The 22212-nt window shown below is 41.1% G+C and carries 15 protein-coding genes; 9 read left to right on the top strand and 6 right to left on the bottom strand.

The genetic code is table 11. The features are described 5' to 3' along the window. The first annotated feature begins 2 nt into the window (after positions 1-2). The 3 genes from AACZ88_RS06745 (at position 3) to AACZ88_RS06735 (ending at position 4354) form a co-directional block, all read left to right on the top strand. The gene (locus AACZ88_RS06745) at positions 3-1511 is read left to right on the top strand and encodes a SusD/RagB family nutrient-binding outer membrane lipoprotein (RefSeq protein WP_339708071.1); all 1509 of its coding nucleotides are present in this window, start codon (positions 3-5) and stop codon (positions 1509-1511) included. A 171-nt stretch (positions 1512-1682) separates the two neighbouring features. Beyond that, positions 1683-3266, top strand: a complete 1584-nt coding sequence (locus tag AACZ88_RS06740; protein WP_339708068.1) for a fibronectin type III domain-containing protein — start codon at positions 1683-1685, stop codon at positions 3264-3266. Further along, positions 3263-4354: an alkaline phosphatase family protein gene (locus AACZ88_RS06735; protein WP_339708065.1), complete on the top strand. Its 1092-nt coding sequence runs from the start codon at positions 3263-3265 to the stop codon at positions 4352-4354. The genes AACZ88_RS06740 and AACZ88_RS06735 overlap by 4 nt, the downstream gene beginning before the upstream one ends. Positions 4355-4374: 20 nt before the next feature. On the opposite strand, the gene AACZ88_RS06730 is transcribed toward AACZ88_RS06735, so the two are convergent. The 6 genes from AACZ88_RS06730 to AACZ88_RS06705 all read right to left on the bottom strand — a co-directional run bounded on the left by AACZ88_RS06730 (position 4375) and on the right by AACZ88_RS06705 (position 10641). Continuing rightward, the gene (locus AACZ88_RS06730; RefSeq protein ID WP_339708062.1) at positions 4375-5301 is read right to left on the bottom strand and encodes a DUF5996 family protein; all 927 of its coding nucleotides are present in this window, start codon (positions 5299-5301) and stop codon (positions 4375-4377) included. A 149-nt stretch (positions 5302-5450) separates the two neighbouring features. Further along, complete coding sequence (locus tag AACZ88_RS06725; protein WP_339708059.1) at positions 5451-6167, bottom strand: pirin family protein; 717 nt, start codon at positions 6165-6167, stop codon at positions 5451-5453. 108 nt (positions 6168-6275) lie between these two features. Further along, positions 6276-7154, bottom strand: coding sequence for a pirin family protein (locus AACZ88_RS06720; RefSeq protein ID WP_339708056.1), 879 nt, complete (start codon positions 7152-7154; stop codon positions 6276-6278). Positions 7155-7235: 81 nt separating this feature from the next. Then, positions 7236-7829, bottom strand: coding sequence for a Crp/Fnr family transcriptional regulator (locus AACZ88_RS06715; protein ID WP_339708053.1), 594 nt, complete (start codon positions 7827-7829; stop codon positions 7236-7238). Between the two features lie 33 nt (positions 7830-7862). Further along, entirely contained in the window at positions 7863-9215 is a 1353-nt protein-coding gene (locus AACZ88_RS06710) for an ATP-binding protein (protein ID WP_339708050.1), read from the bottom strand. A gap of 64 nt (positions 9216-9279) precedes the next feature. Beyond that, positions 9280-10641, bottom strand: coding sequence for a sigma-54 dependent transcriptional regulator (locus tag AACZ88_RS06705; protein ID WP_339708047.1), 1362 nt, complete (start codon positions 10639-10641; stop codon positions 9280-9282). Between the two features lie 293 nt (positions 10642-10934). On the opposite strand from AACZ88_RS06705, the gene AACZ88_RS06700 reads away from it, so the two are divergent. From AACZ88_RS06700 to AACZ88_RS06675, 6 genes are all read left to right on the top strand, one after another. Further along, a complete protein-coding gene (locus tag AACZ88_RS06700) occupies positions 10935-12278 on the top strand; it encodes a TolC family protein (RefSeq protein WP_339708045.1) in 1344 nt (447 codons plus the stop codon). A gap of 146 nt (positions 12279-12424) precedes the next feature. Beyond that, positions 12425-13675, top strand: coding sequence for an efflux RND transporter periplasmic adaptor subunit (locus tag AACZ88_RS06695; protein ID WP_339708042.1), 1251 nt, complete (start codon positions 12425-12427; stop codon positions 13673-13675). 152 nt (positions 13676-13827) lie between these two features. Then, positions 13828-14523 carry an ABC transporter ATP-binding protein gene (locus AACZ88_RS06690; RefSeq protein ID WP_339708039.1) on the top strand — a complete coding sequence of 232 codons (696 nt, stop codon included), beginning with the start codon at positions 13828-13830 and terminating at the stop codon, positions 14521-14523. Positions 14524-14553: 30 nt separating this feature from the next. Then, the gene (locus AACZ88_RS06685) at positions 14554-16986 is read left to right on the top strand and encodes an ABC transporter permease (protein WP_339708036.1); all 2433 of its coding nucleotides are present in this window, start codon (positions 14554-14556) and stop codon (positions 16984-16986) included. Positions 16987-17160: 174 nt separating this feature from the next. Then, positions 17161-19593, top strand: coding sequence for an ABC transporter permease (locus AACZ88_RS06680; protein WP_339708033.1), 2433 nt, complete (start codon positions 17161-17163; stop codon positions 19591-19593). Between the two features lie 173 nt (positions 19594-19766). Continuing rightward, positions 19767-22166: an ABC transporter permease gene (locus tag AACZ88_RS06675; protein ID WP_339708030.1), complete on the top strand. Its 2400-nt coding sequence runs from the start codon at positions 19767-19769 to the stop codon at positions 22164-22166. Positions 22167-22212: the final 46 nt, after the last annotated feature.

The raw sequence follows: 22212 nt of genomic DNA, 5'->3' as shown, positions 1-22212 counted from the left end.
AAATGAAAACAGTAAAAATAACATCCGTTTTTGTATCGCTGATATTACTGACAATAACCTCTTGCAGTAAAGATTTGAGCGAAATCAACGAGAATCCAAATAACGTAAGTGAAACCCACCCACAATTGTTGCTTACCCAGGTTGCCTATAGCGCCTTCGGAGTGGAAGGCACGGGGCCTATGTATGCCGGCAGAATGTTAGTGCAGACCGATGGGGAAAACAACAGCCAGTATTATAACTGGGACCGGGCAGGTTTTGGTGATTATGGCAACCTTAGAAATGTGACCAAATTGTTGGAAGAGGCAGAGCGTATCGAAAGTGACACGTACATTGCCGTTGCCAAGTTTTTCAGAGCATATTATTTCTACAAGCTCACGCTAACTTTTGGAGACATACCTTATAGTGAGGCATTACAAGGTGAAGAATCAAATATTTATTTGCCAAGCTATGATACACAGAAGGAGGTTTTTCAAGGAATCTTGAAAGAATTGGATGAAGCGAACACCCTTTTGTCCAGTGGGGCCGAATTAATTGCTGGGGACATTATTTTTAACGGCGATCCCACCAAATGGAGAAAATTAATTAATTCGTACCGCCTAAAGGTTTTAATGACATTGTCAAAGCAAGAAAGTGATGGCGAGTTGAACATTGCCTCAGCGTTTGCTTCGATTTATAGTGGTCAGCCCATTATGACTTCCTTAGATGACAATGCCCAGTTAGAGTTCATCGACCAAGACGGAAGTCGCTACAGCCAGTTTAATAGTAGTAGTTACGGTTCTGGAATGTATATGGATTCTACGTTCATTAAAAAATTGCAAGACCATATGGATCCTCGTTTGTTTCTTTTTTGTAGTACAACAAAAAATGCAAAAGAAGCTGGCTTGCTTGACGATGACTTCAGTGCTTACGAAGGAGGTAACCCTATTGCCCCTTATGGGGAGGTAAACGACAAGGCAGCGGCGGGCGATGCTTCAAAAGTCAACGCCAGATATACCGACGATCCTGTAGCTGAGCCTCACAATGTTCTTGGTTATTGGGAAGTAGAGTTTATCTTGGCAGAAGCAGCAAGTAGGGGATGGATATCAGAAGATGCAAAAGAACATTACGAAAACGGTATTCGGGCATCTTTTGCATTCTATCAGGCCAATGCAAGAGATGCAACCGGTGTCAACGACTATGCATCTTTTGTTGACGAGAGCAAGGCAGACGCTTACCTTCTCGAAGACTTGGTTAATTGGGATAATGCTACGACACTCGAAGAACAATTGGAGCGTATTATCACTCAAAAATATTTCACCTCGTTTCATCAAACGGGTTGGCGTATGTATTTTGAACATTTGCGAACGGGGTATCCTGACTTTTTAATTCCTGATAGCGGTACTCCGCCAACACGATGGATTTATCCCCAGAGCGAATACAATCAGAATACCGAGAACGTATCCAAGGCTATAGAAAGCCAATTCGGATCGAATAACGATGGCATTCGTCAAGTGCCATGGTGGTTACAATAGAATCACAATCTGAATTTTAGGTTCGAACAAAAAAAGTAAAAGGCGTGCTTGGCCCCTATATTTCAAAATAGGGGCTAGCTGCTTTCACAAAAGCATGAAGCTTCAAGTAAAAAGATGATTTTTTTAATGGCTTTTGCTTTCTTGAATTTAATTAAACATAAACACATTAAAATGAAATTTAGCACAGTTTTTTTCTCATTATTTACCGGCATTTGCTTTCAAGCCGCTGCACAAGAATTGGAAATCAAACCCTATATACAAGATGTAGAACCCAATTCGGCGATTGTGATGTGGCAGACCTCGTCGGGAGAGGAAAGCATTGTGGAATGGGGTACTAGTCCGAAATTAGGGAAAAAGGCATCCGGCACCGCCGAAGCGATCAATTTTGATGCAGTTCAGGTGCATACCGTAAAAATTGAAGGATTGGAACGTTTTACCGAATACTATTATCGGGTGCGTACCGGAAAGATTCGTTCAGATATCTTTCAATTCAAGACGCCGCCCTTCTCTGATGATGGCGAAGATTTTAAGTTGGTCGCCATGAGTGATATGCAGTATGACAGTAATGAGCCTGATAAATTTAATGAAGTAGTAAATGCTGGGGTTATCGGCTACCTTGAAAAGGAGTTTGGTGGGTCGTTGCCAGATAATCTTGCAATGGTACTTATTCCTGGTGATTTGGTACAGAGCGGATCCAAATTTTATCAATGGAAAGACCATTTTTTTAACCCAGCGGAAAAATTGTTCGCTGAGGTACCCGTATATCCTGTTCCCGGTAATCATGAGCGCAATTCGGTCTATTACTTTAAATATTTTAGTCTGCCTGAAAATGGTACTCCCGCCTACGCCGAACATTGGTGGTATAAAGATTACGGTAATACGCGGGTCATTGGCTTAGACTCAAATGATGGCTACCGAAATCTTGGGGAGCAGTACGAGTGGTTAAAGCAGTTGCTTGTGGAAACCGAGAATGACGATAACATCGATTTTGTTTTTGCCCAATTGCATCATCCTTATAAATCAGAGCTTTGGATTCCAGGGGAAGAAGACTTTACCGGAAAAATAGTTAAAGAATTAGAGCAGTTCTCTACGAAAACGGGAAAACCTAGCATCCACTTTTTCGGACATACCCATGGGTATTCCCGAGGGCAATCAAAAGACCACAAACACCTTTGGATCAATGTAGCTTCCGCCGGGGGTGCGATAGATAACTGGGGCGAATTTGAAGGAAGGGATTATGACGAGTTTACCGTTACCCAAGATGAGTATGGTTTTGTTATGGTCTCTATTGACGGTAATCGCACTGATCCAAAATTTACCATAAAACGAATTAGCCGGGGCAATACAATTGATTATCGAGAAAATGAATTGAGAGACAGTATTACCGTATATCGAAAAGAACGCAAACCCATGACGCCCGAAGCCATTTCCCCTACAGGATTTGACGTTTCTATAACAGGAGCCGTTTTAAAAGCTGGTGCGTTTAAGAGTGCCCACTCGGGAACGTTTCATGCCGCTTCACATTGGCAGGTGTCAGAAACAGATAGTTTTGAAAAACCGGTATTTGATAGCTGGAAACAGTGTGAAAACTGGTACTATAAAGAAAATCGCCAAAAAGACGATGATTTGACCGATGAAAAAATGAAAAGATTAAAGCCCAATACTTCCTATAATTGGCGGGTGCGTTATCGCGATCAAAACCTAAATTGGAGCGATTGGTCAACGGTTAAAACTTTTAAAACCGGGGAAAAATGAAAATAAAAACAATACTAACTGTAATCATTGTCGTGCTTACCGTTACCCTTTCCGCACAACAGTCTAAGAACACCAAAGTGGTTTTGATTACTTTGGACGGATTGCGCTGGCAAGAACTTTTTACGGGAGCCGACCCACTTTTGGTGGCCAACGAGAAGTATGTAAAGGATTCTACGGAATTAAAAGAATTGTTTTGGAGAAAAACGGCAGAAGAAAGGCGGGAGGCACTACTCCCCTTTTTATGGTCAAAAGTGTCTGAAATGGGGCAGTTACACGGTAATCGCAGTTTGGGAAGCAAGGTCGACCTGACCAACAAAATGTGGTTCTCCTACCCGGGCTACAATGAAATACTGAGTGGCCGAGCTGATGATGATCGTATCGATAGTAATGATAAAATTGACAACCCCAATACTACGGTACTTGAAATCGCCAACAAAACCGACGAATATAAGGGTAAGGTTGCCGCATTCGGCAGTTGGGACGTTTTCCCTTATATCGTTAACGAAGAACGCTCGGGTGTTCCGGTAAATGCTGGTTTTGAACTCGCAAAGGGGAACAACCTGACAGACCGTGAAAAATTTCTGAATGAACTACAGCCCAAAGTGCCAAGCCCTTGGGGTACCGTTCGCTTGGACGCCTTTACACATTACTACGCTTTGGAGACCATGAAAAAAGACCGTCCTGAGCTGGTTTATATCGCCTATGGTGAAACCGACGATTTTGCACATGATGGTGACTATGAGGCTTATTTGAAATCAGCGAATGCCACAGATACCATGATTAAGGAGCTTTGGGAGTTTACACAACAAGATGGGTTCTATAAAGATAATACCACTTTTATCATTACCACCGACCACGGTCGGGGTACTGAGCCTTTGGATACCTGGCGAAGCCATGGCGGGGATATTAAAGGCGCCAATGGAGTTTGGATCGTAATGTTTGGCAAAGGCGTAACGCCCAAAGGTGAATTAAAAGCGGATGAGCAATTGTATACCAATCAGATTGCTCCGACCATCTTAAAATTTATGGACATAGATCAAGATTTCAATAAAATGCCCGCAAAACCATTGAAAATAGGTGGAAACTGATTGAAAGTTTAAATTTCACTTCATAGTTTATGTAAGGCCGGCACGTCTAATTTTTCAGTATCCCAATCGGCAAGTTCGGCACCGGCCCGATAGGCACTTTCCAAGAAATTCAGAACTTCTTGTCGGGGATCGGTTGCGTTCAGCAAATCATTATATCTCAAAATCGCCATGGGGCTACCATTACTGTCGATCCATTCAGCAGTCGAGGGTTGTAGCTCTTTTTCATTTATTCCTTCCGGGGCAGGGTAGGTATAGGAATAAAAAGCAGGTTCTTTCATGTTTTCATCGCCGGCCCAAAAACCAAAACTTATACATTCATGGGAATAGGCATCCTTATCGGAAAGTCGTGCTTCCTTTCCCATTGGTGGGGCGGAATTTCCGGAAAACCGGGTTACTGCAAGATCCATTGAATGCCAATACAAATGTACGGGGCATGTTTTGCCATAAAAGCGCCCTCCAAATTCTTTGAAAACCCCATCTACCCATAATAGAACTTGCCATAAATTTTTGGTGTAGGTTTCACTATAGTGATGATATTCGGTCAGTGCTCCAAAATGTTTGTCGATGTTCAAATCAAAAGGTTTAGTCACGATAGTGACGTGGATATCGAATTTTTTAAGAACTTCCATTAGCTGGTCGTAAAACCCGGCTACCGTAATATCGATCAGGGAAAAACTTGAAACTTCGTTTTTGCTGGTGATTACTTCCAGCCGATGCGTATGCACATTTATGGTAATGGTAAAAGTATCCAATCCCGAATGATAAGGTATAGGGCCAGTGGAGATGCCCTGTGTGCTTATGTATTCTGTAATGTACCACCAATGATTTTTACGTGGGGTCATCTTCAGTCGTATTTTTCCAACAATCTGCAATAACAGGTGTAATGTCAATTTATGGTTTACGTTTTCGGCATAAGGGAGTAATGGTAATTGAAGTATATTTTTCATTGGTCTAATATTTAATCACATTAATTTTTTAAGGCTTACGACGGGTATTGCCACGGTATTATCCTATTAACATTTTAGTGCTAAGGCCTGTCTTTACAATATGGGCAGGTTCTCAAAATGGGATTCCTATGCTGAATTTACGATTTACTTTAACCGATTTCCATAGGTACTTCCATAAGTAAAACCCGACTATCCTTAGTAGCTCTTAGGTCTATTTTGGAGGTTTCCCAAATTCCTAAACCGTCTCGTTTCCCCAATGTCTGACCTGCAATTTCGACCTCACCTTCAAGAACAAAAACATACGCGCCGTTTCCTTTTTTATTAAAGTTTTGGGAGGTCGATTTACCAGCTTCAAAATCTCCCATGTAAAACCATGCGTCTTGATGCAACCAAACCCCTTGATCCAATGCGTCTGGAGATAGGATTTGATATAGCTCGTTCTCTTTTTTTAAGTCCCCGGTCGCAATTTGATCATATCTAGGGGTTACATTTTGTTTATTCGGAAATACCCAAATTTGTAGGAATTTGACACCCTTATCGGCATTCTTGTTGTATTCACTATGGTAGATTCCGGTACCGGCGCTCATTACCTGAACATCGCCTTCCTTAATAACTGTAGTATTACCCATACTGTCTTTATGCTCTAAATCACCCTCTAATGGAATCGATATGATTTCCATATTCTTATGAGGGTGGGTGTCGAAACCTTTTCCCTCGGTAACGGTATCATCATTTAAGACCCGAAGAACGCCGAAATGCATTCTTTCAGGATTGTGGTAATTGGCAAAACTGAACGAATGGTATGAATTTAACCACCCGTGGTCGGCGTGACCTCTAGAGTCCGCACTATGATATACTGTTTTCATCTTTGTTTTATAAAATTAAAGTGAATACTTTTTTGCGGTGTTGAGTTTATGTAAACTGTTCACTGTTCACTGTTCACTGTCCACTGTTCACTGTCAACGGATTATTGTCTATTCCTCCAAATAGCCGAATTTGCCCATGCCATAGTCTTTCATGGCCTGCCGCAATTCTTCCTTTGTGTTCATTACAAACGGACCTTGGGCGGCGATCGGTTCATTGATCGGTTCTCCACTTAGAACTAAGACGACGGCATCTTCCGAAGCCTCGATTACAAAATCCTCACCGTTGTTTTCAAAAAGTAAAAAGTGATCTGTAGGCACCTTTTCGGAACCGTTCACATTTACTTGACCCTCAATTACCAATAAAGCTGTATTGTAATGCTCCGGAAAACTGAAATCGGCCTTGGCCCCAGCCTTAATTTTTGCGTTCAGCAGGTTGAGTGGCGTAAACGTAGCGGCTGAACCGTGAACATCTTTATAATGGCCTGCGATGACCTCGATGGTTCCTCGATCGTCTTCGAGCTCATATTTATTGATGTTTTCATTGGAAAACCCTTGATATTTTGGCTTCGACATTTTGTCTTTGGCCGGCAGGTTTACCCATAACTGAACCATTTGAAAATCACCACCTTTTTTGCTGAATTCTTCCTCATGGTATTCTTTGTGCAACACGCCCGATGCGGCTGTCATCCATTGAACACCGCCCTCTTCTATAATACCGCCGCCCCCGCTACTATCATGATGTTGTACCTTGCCCTTGTACGCAATGGTAACCGTTTCAAAACCACGGTGCGGATGTACGCCAACACCTTTGGGTTTTTCCGATGGGGGAAAATGGAATTTGGAGTTGTAATCCAATAGGATAAAAGGGCTCATCCGTTCCATGTCCAAACGAAATCCGCTAGGGATAAAATTATGTACCCGAAATCCGTCACCCACAAAGTGAGGTGCTTTTGGGGCTGCTACTAATTCTATTGTTTTTGTGCTCATTGTTTTAAATTTTATCCAAATGTAGTGAGCAAAACTTGTCCCGGCATTGATGTATGGTAAGAAGTGCTTTTTGAGGATGCGCTATTTTTTTCCAAAATTTTGGGTAGCCAAATCTCGTCGAACCCTACTTAAACTTTCGGGTGTTATTCCAAGATAGGAAGCCACCATCCACTGTGGTACCCTAAGCAAGACTTCGGGATGCAGTTTTATGAAATCAAGGTATCTGGTTTTGGCCGAAGCTCCCAAAAGTAGACTGACTCTTTTATTCAAATGACGAATATGGTTGTGCAATAACCGTTCGTTGTATTTTCTGAATAACGGACTTACTTCTGAAATACGATCGATAAAATCGGAATCGATAAGTACCACCGTCGAATTTTCAACGGCATCTATAAAATAATGTGAAGGCTCATTAAAATAGACACTACCGCGGTCGCTTACAAGCCAATTCTCAGGTGCAAATTGGAGTATATCAGACTTTCCGTTTTCATTTAAGGCATAAAACCGAAGCAGACCCTGTTCGACAAAAAAAGTCATTTTACAGACTTCGCCCTGACGCAGCAAAAATTCGTCTTTTTGAACACTTTGGGTTTTGATGCATTCGGTCAACTGTTCAACTTCTGTAGAAGTCAGTCCCCAATTGTTTTTTAGATATGCTTTGAAATTGTCGGGCATCGTATTGGCAATGGCTATGGTAAATATACATGATTAAAAGGCCAGTACAAAGGAAGTTTCCACAGCCGGAATCGAATGAACTTTTAGGGTACCGCCATGCAAATGCATAATTTGTTTTGAAAGGCTCAGACCGATACCTGTTCCTGTGTTTTTGGTAGTGAAAAAAGGAACAAAAATTTCGTCTAACAGTTCTTGGGGAATACCTGGGCCGTTGTCCCACACTTCAATATATTTATCGCCCTCTTTATTTTGACCTGCGGCTATTTTAATAACTCCGTTTTCTTGTTCGTGTAATGATTGAAGCGCATTTTTGCTGAGGTTGACCAATATTTGCGAGATTTGCTTTTCATCAACGAATAGTTCGAGTTCAGGTGGATAGACCGTGGTTTCAATCGCAATGACATTCTTTTTACTTCCTTGAAACTGCAATGCCTTTTTGACTCGATCCAGTACCATTTTTGCAGGAACCAAAGTCTTGTCCGGAGGAGGTATATTAAGAAGACTTCGGTATGATTGCACAAAAACCATCAAATCGCTGCCCTGTTCTTTTATTACCTCGAGACCTTTTACAGTATTTTGAATCTGATTTTTGTTAAGTTGCGCCAATGGAATCAGCTCGTCATGGGTTTTGTAATACTTTAAAACAGATTCAGAAATAGAGGTAATAGGTGTAATGGTGTTCATAATTTCATGGGTGAGCACACGGATCAGCCGCACCCATGAATCGGTTTCCTTTTCATCCAGCTCTTTGTGAATGTCTTGCACGACCACAAGCAAGAGGTCCTGTTTATCCAATGAAATTGAGGTAGATTTTAAGGCGAGTTGTTTTTTTTCACGTTCATTGGTAAGTTGAACCAATTTTCGCTCGAACGGCTGTAGTTTAGAAAAAAGATCATACAGGTTTTTATCTACCTGGGTTAATTGTTTGATATGGTTGAGCGGATGGTAATTGACCAATTGCTCTACCTTGGGGTTGGCATATAAGATATGACCTTTCTCGTTTATTGTCATAATACCAATGTCTGCCTGCTTTAATATTTCCTGATAGTACTGTTCTTGTATTTGTTTTTTAATATGGATGTCTTGAATCATGGTATTGAGCATATTCAAGCTGTGATTTAGCTCTTCCAACGATTTTACACTTAACTTTTCTGGGAAACGTAACGTAAAATCTTCATTCTTTATAGCGTCAAAAAAATAGGCGATTTTGCGATTCGTTTGGTTTACATAATGGATTAAAAAAGAAGTTTGAGCAATGAGCAACACGAATGAAACTGAGGCGAGTATATACTGGTCTTTGAAAAAGAAAAATGCGGAAACCAGGGCTGCGGCCGTAATGCCGATAATACGGAATATCATTTGCAGGTAAATATGTCTGCTGACCATTTCTTTATACGTTTAAATTTTCAGTATCAAGTTCAATAAAAAGATATAGGTACTTTTTCACTATTTAATGCCTTTTCTTCATTTTGTTGTACAAGGTCTGTCTTGAAATTCCTAATTGCTCCGCTGCGGCACTATAGTTTCCGTCGTGTTGGTTGAGGGCATTGGTGATCATAATGTGTTCCATTTCCTCTAAGGTAATTGATTCCGTATTCATGGGTATAGCTTCACTGGCATGTAGGAGAAAGTCATTGGGTTTTAAAACGTTTCCCTCGCAAAGTATTATGGCCCGTTCCATAGTATGCTGAAGTTCACGTACATTTCCAGGCCAAGTATGAGCCATCAGTTTTTCTTGTGCCAAGTTGTTGATGCGCAGTCCCGGTTTGTCATATTTAGATGCAAATTTTTTAAGGTAAAAATCTGCCAATATTAAAATATCGCCATCTCTATCACGCAATGGAGGAACTTCGATATGTATGGTATTGATGCGGTATAAAAGGTCTTCACGAAAAAGTCCGTCGGTGACCATTTTATCCAAATTACAATTGGTAGCGCAAACCAATCGAATATTCACTGCAATGGGTTTATTAGAACCTACGCGTACTACCACTTTGTTTTGAATGGCCGATAGCAGTTTCGCTTGTGTTTGAAGCGAAAGATTTCCGATTTCATCAAGGAATAGGGTTCCTCCATTGGCTGCTTCGAATTTGCCCGCCCTGTCTTCTTTAGAATCGGTGAAAGCACCTTTAACATGACCGAACAATTCGCTTTCGAAAAGTGTTTCGGAGATAGAACCCATGTCAACGTTGATAAAGACTTCATTGTTACGGGTCGACATGCGATGCAGTTCGCGGGCTATCAATTCTTTGCCCGTTCCGTTTTCTCCCGTAATCAATATGTTTACATCGGTTTTGGCCACTTTACGACTTAAATTCAACACTGCGGTCAACGCTTTTGAATTGCCTATGATGTAATTTTTATCTTGGTTGATAACCTGTTTGAGATTACTTTCGGTCAGTTTTAATTCATCAATCTTTTTTAAAGATTTTCGAAGTTCATAGGCAGATTTTACGGTTGCTACTAGTTTTTCGTTGTTCCAAGGCTTTAATATGAAATCGGTGGCACCTTCTTTCAGGGCCTTCACAGCTAAATCAATGGCACCGTAGGCCGTCATCATTATTACAGATATATGAGGGACTTTTTTTCGTATTTCACGAAGCCAGTATAAACCCTCATTGCCTGTATTTACACCAGCAGAAAAGTTCATGTCAAGCAATACAATATCAAATTCTTGTAAGTTAGGGAATGACGGAATTTGATTGGGATTACGAATCGTTTTTACAGTCTTAAAATCGAATTGCAATAGTATCTCAAGCGCACTCAATACGCTTTTGCTATCATCGATTACCAATATTTTTGCGTCCAACATATTGAAAAATATATTTATTCATACCATTACGAAGAGGGTCAAGCAATCTATTTGATCTAGTAGCCATTTTAAATTTATTGTTTCACTACCAAATCGTCCTTCAAAAGAAGATTCCTAAGCTACGATTTAGAAAGAATACTTTTGGCAAAGTGTCAAATAATTTTACACTTGGTGTATAACAATTTTACAATGAATGGTTGGTTTTTTCTTTTATTCGATTGTAATATACTGTTTAATAGATATTTATGTTCTTGGCACAACAATAGTTAACCTTATGGCATACCATTTTGAATATGATTTCTAGAGCTTTGATATTTGTGTTTCTATTTTTCTTTGTTACTGCACCATTGTTTTCCCAAGAAATATGGTCTTTGGATGACTGTATTGCGTACGCTGTCGAACACAATCTTACGGTAAACAATTTCAGGTATAATGAAGATTCTTCCAAAGAAAACCATCGGCAGAGCATTAGGAATCTATTGCCCGGTGTAAGTGGCTACTCCGATTATAATATTCGATATGGGCGGTCGACCGACCCGAATACAAACGATATTATCAATACTGATTTCTTTTCGAATAATTATTCTTTGGGCTCGTCAATAGACTTGTTCCAAGGATTTCAAAAAATAAATGCCATTAAGGCGACCAAGTTCTTGTACAAGGCGACCAAAGAAGAAGCTTTACAACAAAAATATTTGCTTGCCTTTAGGGTGATGTCAGCTTTTTACGATATCCGTTTTTATGAAGAACTATTGGTTGTCTCCAGGGAACAGGAGGCCGTTTCGCAGACCAATTATGATTTGGTGGCCAAACAGATTGAATTGGGCATGAAAGCAGGGTCTGACCTTTATGAGGCCGAATCCCTTTTGCTAACCGACAAATTGAGTGTTACACAAACGGAAAATCTTTTGGCTGCGGCAAAACTTGTCTTAATTCAAGAAATGAATCTCGAAGAAACGAATAACATTAATATAACCGACGATTTTGTAACAAAGACGGAAAAAAATGGTCACTTAGAAGTGAACTCCGACTCGATTTTCGAGGTGGCCAAAGATTTTGTTCCAGTTATAAAGGCGCAAGAACTGCGAACAAAAGCTGCTAGAAAAGAGGTTGCAGTGGCACGGGGAAACCTGTACCCTTCAATATCGTTCGCAGCCGGATATGGAACCGGATATTTTGAAACGAATGTCAACGACGATGGTATTATCCCGTTTTCTACCCAAATTAAAGACAACATGTCACGTTATGTGGGTTTTTCGATGAATATCCCTATTAGTGATCGGTGGTCGCGCAGATCAAGGGTGAAACAGCAAAAGATAGAATATTTAAGGGCGCAGAATGATTTAGATATCCAAGAACAGGAGCTCTACCAGCTGATTCAACAACTGGTACAAGCACATCAAGCACTGCAAGTAGAGAGTGAACAGAGTGGTAAAAAAGTGGAAGCCCAAGAATTGGCTTTTAACATTGCACAAAAGAAATATGAAAAGGGCCTGATAAATGCCTTGGATCTTTTTCAGGCAAAAACCTTGTTCGCCGCAGCGCAGAATGAAAATTTACAGGTGCGGTTCCGTGGTATGGTAAATGAAAGCACCTTAGATTTTTATAGAGGATTGCCAGTGTTCGAAATAGAATAAAAAATAAAATGATGACAACTTCTTTGCGAACAGAGTGAAGCAAACTTTTGAACGTATACATTAGGTTGAATAGATGGTCTCGTGTCACTTTAACAGGCTTCAGTGACCCCTAGCTATGAAGAGGTTGATAATAATAAAACATAAATATGGACATACAACTTGAAAAGAAAAAAGGATTGCGACCGAAACATTATGGGTACATCGCACTCGCACTATTATTATTGTTCGCGGGATACCAGTTGGTCTTTGGTAGTTCGGTTTCTACTTTTAGAACCGAAAAGGAAAAATTATCGATAGCCGAGGTCACGCAGGGAAAATTCGATGATTATATCACGATCAACGGTTATGTAGCTCCTATAACTACGATATACATGGATGCCTATGAAGGCGGCCGCGTCATGGAGAAACTAATTGAGGAGGGCGCTATGGTAAAAGAGGGCGATATCATCTTGAAATTGGAAAACACTAATCTATATGAGCAAATTTTGGCTAGCGAAAGCAACTTGGCCTTAAAACAAAATGATTTACGATCCACAAAATTAACCTTCGATTCTCGACAGGTCGAAGGTAAAAAGGCGCTTGCCACTTCCAAATATGATTTGCAACGTCTAAAACGAAATTATGAGCAGAACGAGGCATTGTATAAAGACGAATTGATTTCCAAGGAAGAATATCTATTGTCAAAAGAGAATTATGAACTTTCCCAGCAACAATACGAAATCGTAAAATTACAGACTGAGCAAGACGATGAATTGCGTAAGACTTCTTTAACAGGATTGGATACGGATTTGAACCGGATGGAAAAAACATTATCCATGGTCTACCAACGTTTAGACCATCTGAACGTTCGAGCTCCGGCAGACGGACAATTGGGGTTTTTAGATGCGGAAATCGGTCAAAATATATCCCAAGGTCAGCGTATAGGCGAAATTAACGTGCTCACCGATTATAAAATCGAGGCAGATATTGATGAGCACTATTTGGATCGCGTGAAAAGAGATCTTATTGCGGTGTTGGAACGCAACGGAAAAGAATTCCCGCTACGGTTGCGAAAGGTATATCCAACAGTTCGGAGCGGAAAATTCAAGGTAGAATTGGTCTTTACCGATGCAAAACCCGAAACTATACGTACGGGTCAGAGCTACAATATTAAACTGCAATTGGGCGAATCAAGTGATGCCTTACTGTTGCCTAAGGGAAGCTTCTTTCAAAGCACGGGAGGGCAGTGGATTTTTGCGGTGAACCCTGATGGGGGCGAGGCGTTACGGAGGAACATTCGAATCGGCAAACAGAATTCACGATATTATGAAGTATTGGAAGGCCTACAGGCTGGTGAAAAAGTGATAACGAGTAATTATGATTCGTTTGGTGAAGCGGAGAAAATAGTCTTAAAGTAGCTTCGACTACGCTCAGCTACCAATGTTATAAAAAAGAAACTTGGGCGAAGCAGGTAGCTTAGAATAAAGTAAAGCATAAAAATAAGAATAGAGCGGTCACGTCGATCGCAGTCGAAATGTTCTTAATATAAATTTATAAATCCAATCAAAAAATGATACAAATACAGAACTTAAAAAAGAGTTTTCGAACTGAGGAAGTAGAAACCTTGGCTTTGAACAACGTAAATATGAATATTGCAGAAGGAGAGTTCGCCGCTATCATGGGTCCCTCAGGATGTGGAAAATCGACCTTGTTGAACATCATCGGCATGTTAGATAACCCCACGGAAGGCAGCTACCAATTTGCAGGTCACGAAGTAGGCGGTTTAAAAGAACGTCAGCGCACACAGTTACGAAAGGGCAATCTAGGTTTTGTTTTTCAAAGCTTTAACCTGATTGATGAACTTACCGTTTATGAGAACGTAGAACTGCCTTTGATTTATCTGAAAATGAACAAGACGGAACGCAGGGAAAAAGTTAAATCCGTACTTGAGCGTATGAAGATTGCACATCGCGAGAAACATTTTCCGCAGCAATTATCAGGAGGACAGCAACAACGCGTTGCCATTTCACGGGCCGTGGTTACGAACCCCAAGTTGATATTGGCCGATGAGCCCACTGGAAATTTAGATTCTAAGAATGGAATCGAGGTTATGAACCTGTTGACAGAACTTAATCAAGAAGGTACAACGATAGTAATGGTGACCCACTCGGATCGTGATTCCCATTACGCACATCGGGTCATTAACTTATTCGATGGTCAAATAGTAACCGAAAGTCAAAATAGGGCCATGGGAGCAATGCTATAACAAAAGGAGTTTATTCATCAATCATCAATCATGTTCAAAAATCACCTAAAAATAGCCTGGAGAAGCCTAAAAAGGCAACCCTTTTTTACCTTCTTGAATACTTTCGGATTAGCTGTTGGTATGGCCGGGGGGCTTCTCATATCATTATACATCTATGATGAGTTCAGTTACGACAAAATGTTTGCCGACGCAGATCGCATTTACAGAATAAATGCGGACATAAAGTTCGGTGGATCCATAATGAAAGGCTCCGAAGTGGGTGCTCCGATGGCTGCTGCCATAAAGCGTGATTTTCCTCAAATTGAGTCCGTCACAAGAATCAGGGACCGAGGTGGTCTGCTCATAAGAAAACCGGAAGCTGAAGCCAATACCAAAGAATCGAATGTGGCTTTTGCCGATTCTACATTCTTCAAAATGTTCGGTATAGACTTGCTCGTAGGAGATGTAACTTCGGCATTGACCGAACCCAATACCTTGGTGCTTACCAAAACGGCGGCTGAAAAGCACTTTGGTATACAAAATGCCTTGGGTCAACAGCTGCTGTTGAACAATACCGATACGTATACCGTGGCAGGTGTAATTCCAGATTTTCCAAAAAACTCATTTCTTCGAGATCACGACGTGTTAATGGCCATGGCCGGGTTCAATGATGCGCAGCAAATGTTATGGACCAGCCATAACTACTTCACCTTTGTAAAATTGTTGCCAGAGGCGGATATCGCCGACTTTCAAGCTCCTTTACAATCGATGTTGGAAGCCTATATTTTACCGTATGTGCAGCAATTCTATCCGGGTATGACCGCGGAATCTTTTGCGGCATCCGGCAATTATTTAAAGTATAGTACCATTGCATTGACCGACATCCATTTGCATTCCAACAGGAGTAGCGAGCTAAGTGCCAATAGTAGTATTCAAAACGTCTATATTCTTTCCTTTATAGGCTTGTTTCTAATCCTCTTGGCCAGTATTAATTTTATGAATTTGTCAACGGCCCATTCCCTAAAAAGAGCCAAGGAAGTGGGCATTCGAAAAACTTTGGGTTCCAACAAGTCTGAACTGATACGGCAATTTTTGATCGAATCAGGCCTAATTTCCTTTATTTCATTACTGTTGGCCCTGACCATAGCTTTGATTGCCCTTCCTTTTTTCAATGACCTTTCAGGTAAATCCATTGCTATACCGTTCACCAATTTCTTTTTCTGGATGATTTTGTTGGTCGCCGTAGCTTTTCTAGGTCTTTTTTCCGGAAGTTACCCGGCATTTTTTATGTCTAGGTTCGTTGCTGCCACCGTGTTAAAAGGTGGGGGACAAAGTAGTGTAGGGGGTGGAAAGATTAGAAATTCCCTTGTCGTGTTTCAATTTGCCATCTCGGTATTTCTGATTATTGGCACCTTAGTGGTCTTTCAACAATTGAAATACATTCAAAGTAAAGATCTGGGCTTTGCCAAAGATCAGGTCTTGCTTATCGATGACACTTTTGCTGTAGGAAACAAACTGCTATCCATTAAGGAAGAGATACAACAATTAGGGCAAGTCTCAAGTGTGACCTTAACAGGTTATATGCCCACGCCCTCTTACCGTAATGATAATTCCTTTTTTAAGGAAGGTGCGACTGAGCAGGAAAACGCGCTGCAAATGCAGAATTGGGTGGTAGACCATGATTATCTGTCGACCTTGAATATGCAGCTTATTGCCGGTAGGAATTTTGATAAGCGGTATCCCACCGATTCTACGGCGACCATTCTTAACGAGTCGGCGGTCGCTCGATTGGGTATGGCGCCTGAAGATGTTTTGGGCATACGGATATCGGGAGATCTTGGTCAAGAAAGCCCAGTATTCTATACCGTCATAGGCGTGGTCAAGAACTTTCATTTCGCCTCGCTCCGAGAAGATATTGGTGCTTTAGGCCTTTTCTTGGGAAGTTCTAATGGGGCTTTGGCCATTAAATTGAAAGCCGGTAATTTTTCAAATGCGATTGGAAATATCGAGAATATCTGGAACAGAATGGCTCCAGGTCAATTATTCAACTATCGGTTTATGGAAGATTCCTTTAATACTACCTATCAGGCAGAGCAGAAATTAGGGCGCATTTTTGTGGTATTTACGGTGCTATCTATTTTGATTGCCTGTCTCGGCCTTTTTGGTTTAGCCGCCTTTAATGCTGAAAAACGCACTAAGGAAATCGGTATTCGGAAAGTGCTCGGCGCTAGTGTGGGCCAAATAACCTACCGTTTGACCACTGATTTCCTAAGGTTAGTAGGTATTGCGGTACTTATTTCTTTACCCCTAGGCTGGTATGCCATGAGCAAATGGCTCGAAGATTTTTCCTATAAAATAGAAATCGGTTGGTGGGTGTTGGCACTAGCCGCGTTTTTGGCCGGGGCCATAGCTATACTTACCGTAGGTTATCAGAGCATCAAAGCAGCCAGCATTAACCCGGTAAAGAGTTTACGTACAGAGTAATAGGTTAAGCTCCTCCCTTTAACCAAAGGGAGGTGGTCCTGACGTTTCAGTCAGGGTCGGAGGGTTTGAGAGCAACACAAACTGAGGTGGCCCCGACGGTATCGTCGGTACGGAGGGTTTGAAAATTAAGATTAAAAAGAGGAGAGCGAAAAACATAGACAAAAATCAAGCATCATGTTCAAGAACTATATAAAAACTGCCTGGAGAAGTCTTAAAAAGCAGCCGTTCTTCACTTCACTAAATATCTTTGGCCTAGCCATTGGTATGGCCGGGGGGCTTCTCATTGCTTTATATATCTATGATGAGTTTAGCTATGATAGCATGTTTGTAGATGCCGATCGCATCTATCGAATTAATGGAGATCTGAAATTCGGAGGAAATATTCGCAATTTTGCCGTGGTTACTGCCCCGATGGCCGATGCCGTTAAAAGTGATATTCCAGAAGTAGAGTTAACAACAAGGTTTCGCACTGTCGGAAGCATGCTTGTCAAAAAAACAGGATCCGTTGTCAATATAAAAGAATCCCAAGCAACTTATGTAGATTCCACTTTCTTTAACATGTTCGGAGTTGATTTGTTGGTGGGAGACCTAAAATCGGCTTTAAAACATCCGAATACCTTGGTATTGACAAAAACTGCGGCAAAAAAGCATTTCGATATCAATAATGCCTTGGGCCAGACTCTTGTTTTAAATAATGGCGACACCTATACAGTTACCGGAGTAATTGATGATTTCCCCAAAAATTCATTTTTAAGGGATTATGGAGTGTTCATGTCTATGGCAGGTTACCCTGATGCTTGGTCTGCAAATTGGAGTGGCAATAATTTTCAGACGTATATCAAATTAATCCCAGGTATAGAAGCTGATGACATACAAGAACGTTTACAGGCCATCGTTAGTAGGTATGTGGTACCGGGTATTCAAGAAATTTTTCCTGGAATTACTGAAGCGCAATTGATAGCATCAGGGAGTTATTTGAAGTTCAGTACTATAAGCCTTAGAGATATTCGACTCTACTCCGATAGATCTGCAGAAATTAGCTCAAATAATAACATTCAAAATATATACATACTATCTTTTATAGCTTTGTTTCTTATCGTTTTGGCGAGTGTCAATTTTATGAATTTGTCTACGGCAGGCTCCCTAAAAAGGGCAAAGGAAGTAGGTATTCGAAAAACCCTCGGGTCTAATAAGACCGGACTTTGGGTTCAATTTTTAACTGAATCAGGCTTAGTTGCATTAGGATCTATGATCATGGCCATCGTTATGACGTCGGTTGCCATGCCCATCTTCAATCAGTTGTCGGGTAAATCACTTACCATACCTTTTGCCGAACCTATGTTTTGGGTGGTTCTGCTTATGTCAACAGTTTTATTAGGTGTGCTTTCTGGGTGCTATCCGGCCTTTTTTATGTCCAAATTTATGCCGGTTATGGTGTTAAAGGGTCGCGGAGGAGGTAATGTAGGTGGAACTGGGGTGCGAAACTCTTTAGTAGTTTTTCAATTTGCCATCTCCGTTTTTCTAATCATAAGCACCTTGGTCGTGTACCAGCAATTACGATTTATTCAGAACAAAGACCTAGGTTTTTCAAAAGATCAAGTGCTACTCATCAATGATGCTTATGCTGCAGGTGAACAGGTACAGTCTTTTAAGCAGCAAGTAAAACAATTAGGGGCGGTACAAAATGCCAGTTTAAGCAGTTACTACCCAACACCTTCCAATAGAAGTGATAAAGCTTTTAACAGAGAAGGAGCGTTAGGAGGAGAACAGTCTATAAGTATGCAAGATTGGAGCGTAGATTACGATTATATTTCGGTCATGGGGCTAGAAATCATTGCAGGACGGGATTTTGATCCTGCCTTTGGCACCGATTCGACGGCCATTATCATCAATGAAACAGCACTTAAATTGTTTAGTGTGGAGCCAGAGGAGGCTTTAGGGATGAGAATTACTTCCTATGTGGGCGAAAAAAACATTTCATTTTCTACGGTTATAGGAGTTGTGAAAAACTTTCATTTTCGATCCCTCCGTGACAATATAGGAGCACTAGGCATGTCTTTGGGGGGGTATGCAAACGGAATGGCCGTTAAGCTGAGCGCGGGCGATTTTACGTCGTCGATTTCACAAATTGAGGATATCTGGAAACAAGTGGCTCCAGGACAACCATTCAGCTACAATTTTATGGATGATGCGTTTAATGAAACCTATCAATCTGAGCTTCGTTTGGGTAAGATTTTTGTTGTTTTTACCATTCTGTCACTACTTATTGCCTGTCTTGGCCTTTTTGGCCTAGCCATATTTAATGCCGAAAAGCGAACCAAAGAAATAGGAGTACGCAAAGTGTTGGGTGCCAGCGTGGGCCAGATTTCATATCGACTTACCATAGATTTTTTAAAACTGGTGGGTATCGCCATTGTTGTTTCGTTGCCCATAGGCTGGTATGCCATGAACAAATGGTTGGAAGATTTTACATACCGAATAGAAATTGGCTGGTGGGTCTATGGCCTTGCAGCTTTAATGGCGCTTACCGTTGCAATACTTACTGTAAGTTACCAAAGTATTAAGGCAGCGATTGCCAACCCGGTAAAGAGCTTACGAACCGAATAACTGTTGAGGCTCCTCCCTTTAGCTAAAGGGAGGTGGCCCTGACGTTTCAGTCAGGGTCGGATGGTTTGAAAACAACTCAAAAGGAGGTGGATTTCCGTCCTGTTTTGAGGGAAGACAGGGGGTTTGAAAATTAAAAAGAGGAGAGCTAAAAACATAGACAAAAATCGAGAACCATGTTTAAGAACTATTTAAAAATCGCGTGGCGAAACCTTTGGAAAAACAAAGGCTATACCGCTATTAATATCGGTGGACTTGCGCTGGGCATGGCCGTTACGTTGATTATCGGGCTGTGGATCCAAGATGAGCTTACCCATAACGCGTATTTTAAAAACAAAGGGAGTATAGCCCAAGTATTCCAGTCACAAACGTTCAACAGTGAAACAGGAACAGGTCCTGCTATACCCAGACCTTTGGAAAAAGCGTTTCGCGATGGTTATGCCGATAACTTTAAGCACCTGGTCATGTCTTCGTGGAATGTTTCGAGATACCTGAAGTACAAAGATAAGAGCCTGTCCAAAACCGGAAATTTTATGCAACGGGAAGCTCCTGAAATGTTGGACTTAAAAATTCTGAAGGGAGAGCAAGACGGCCTGCGCGAACTGAACTCTGTTATGTTATCGGAATCTGTAGCCATCGCACTCTTTGGTGACGAAGAACCTATTGGAAAGACCGTTGAGGTTAATAATCAATACGATGTAATGGTTTCAGCGGTTTATGAAGACATTCCCCTCAATAATTCATTTAATGATGCTGAGTTTCTTATGCCATGGGAGAAACTGGTCGCCACCCAGGAATGGATGAAAAATGCCATAGATCAATGGGGAAACAATTCATTTCAGATGTTCGTGCAAATTGCCGATAACACGACTATGGAAAAGGTCACGACAACCATAAAGGACGTTAAAAAGACCTTGAATGAAGATACCGCCGAGTTTAACCCGCAACTTTTCTTGTTTCCCATGAAAGATTGGTATTTACGAAACAATTTCGAAAACGGAAAGCAGGTAGGAGGGCGCATAAAGTATGTTTGGTTATTCGGCATTATCGGGGCGTTTGTGTTGCTTTTGGCGTGTATTAATTTTATGAACTTAAGTACCGCAAGATCTGAAAAACGGGCCAAGGAGGTAGGCATTCGTAAATCTATCGGTTCACAGAGAAATCAATTGATCAACCAATTTTTGAGCGAATCGTTCTTGGTGGTATTATTCGCCTTTTCGATTGCCGTTTTGATTGTTTTGTTGTCTATGAACGGATTTAACGATTTGTCTAAAAAAGAGATTTCATTCCCTTGGAATAGTAGTGTTTTTTGGTTGATATCGGTAGTATTTATTTTGTTTACGGCTCTATTATCAGGTAGTTATCCAGCGCTTTACCTGTCTTCTTTCAGACCGGTTGACGTATTAAAAGGAACCTTTAAATCTGGCAAACATGCCGGATTGCCCAGGAAGATTTTGGTTGTACTTCAGTTTACGGTTTCCGTTGCTTTTATCATCGGAACCGTAATTGTAATGCAACAGATCAATCATGCGAAAAACCGTCCCGTGGGTTACGATAAAGAGGGTTTGGTACAAATACCCACATTTAGCGAAGACTTCGCCGGTAAATATGATTTAATGCGCAGCGAATTTTTGGGTTCAGGTGCGATTGTCGAAATGTCGGCCTCTAGTAGTCCCACTACCCAAATATGGTCCAATCGCAGTGGTTTTGAATGGGAAGGTAAGCCAGATGGGTTTCAAGAAGATCTGGCTTGGACGGAGGTCACTCCCGAATATGCCAAATCACTCAACCTTAAAATCGTAGAGGGCAGGGACTTTTCACGTGAATTTGCTTCTGACTCCAATGCGGTGCTCATTAACCAAACGGCCTTAAAGTATATGGGGATTATAGATCCCATTGGTAAGTTTTTAAAAGACGATGATGAGGAAGACCCTGGTCCTCCTTTAAAAATTATCGGGGTCGTCGAGGATATGATTACGCAATCACCATACGAACCTGTAAAACAAGGCGTCTATGTTTTTGACAAACATGGCAATTCCAGTTTTTACAACATGCGTTTAAACCCAAATCAAAGTGCAAGTCATAATCTGGCTATTATAGAAGGGGTGTTCAAAGAACATTTTCCAAGCCTCCCCTTTCAGTATGATTTTGTAGATGATGAATATGGCGAAAAATTTGCCGCTGAAGAACGCATCGGTACCTTATCGGGAGTTTTCACGGCCTTGGCCATTTTGATAAGTTGTCTTGGACTATTCGGACTCACTTCTTTTGTTGCGGAACAGCGCACCAAAGAAATAGGAGTCCGCAAAGTGCTGGGAGCTACCGTATTCAATGTTTGGAATATGCTTTCCAAAGATTTTTTAAAATTGGTCGTCATTTCCTGTTTTATTGCCATTCCCATATCATATTATGTAATGAACGGGTGGCTTCAAGATTATCCATACCATGTAATATTAGAGTGGTGGATTTTTGCCTTGGCGGTTATCGGGGCCTTGGCGATTACAATATTGACGGTAAGCTTTCAGGCTTTAAAGGCTGCCAATGCGAACCCCGTAAAAAGTTTGCGAACGGAATAGACAGTGAACAGTGAGCAATAAACAATGAACAATTCTAAGAAATTAT

It is taken from the genome of uncultured Kriegella sp., assembly GCF_963975415.1.
Classification (GTDB): domain Bacteria; phylum Bacteroidota; class Bacteroidia; order Flavobacteriales; family Flavobacteriaceae; genus Kriegella.
The sequence above is the reverse complement of the archived record's forward strand: the minus strand, read 5'-3'. Positions and strand labels throughout refer to the sequence as shown.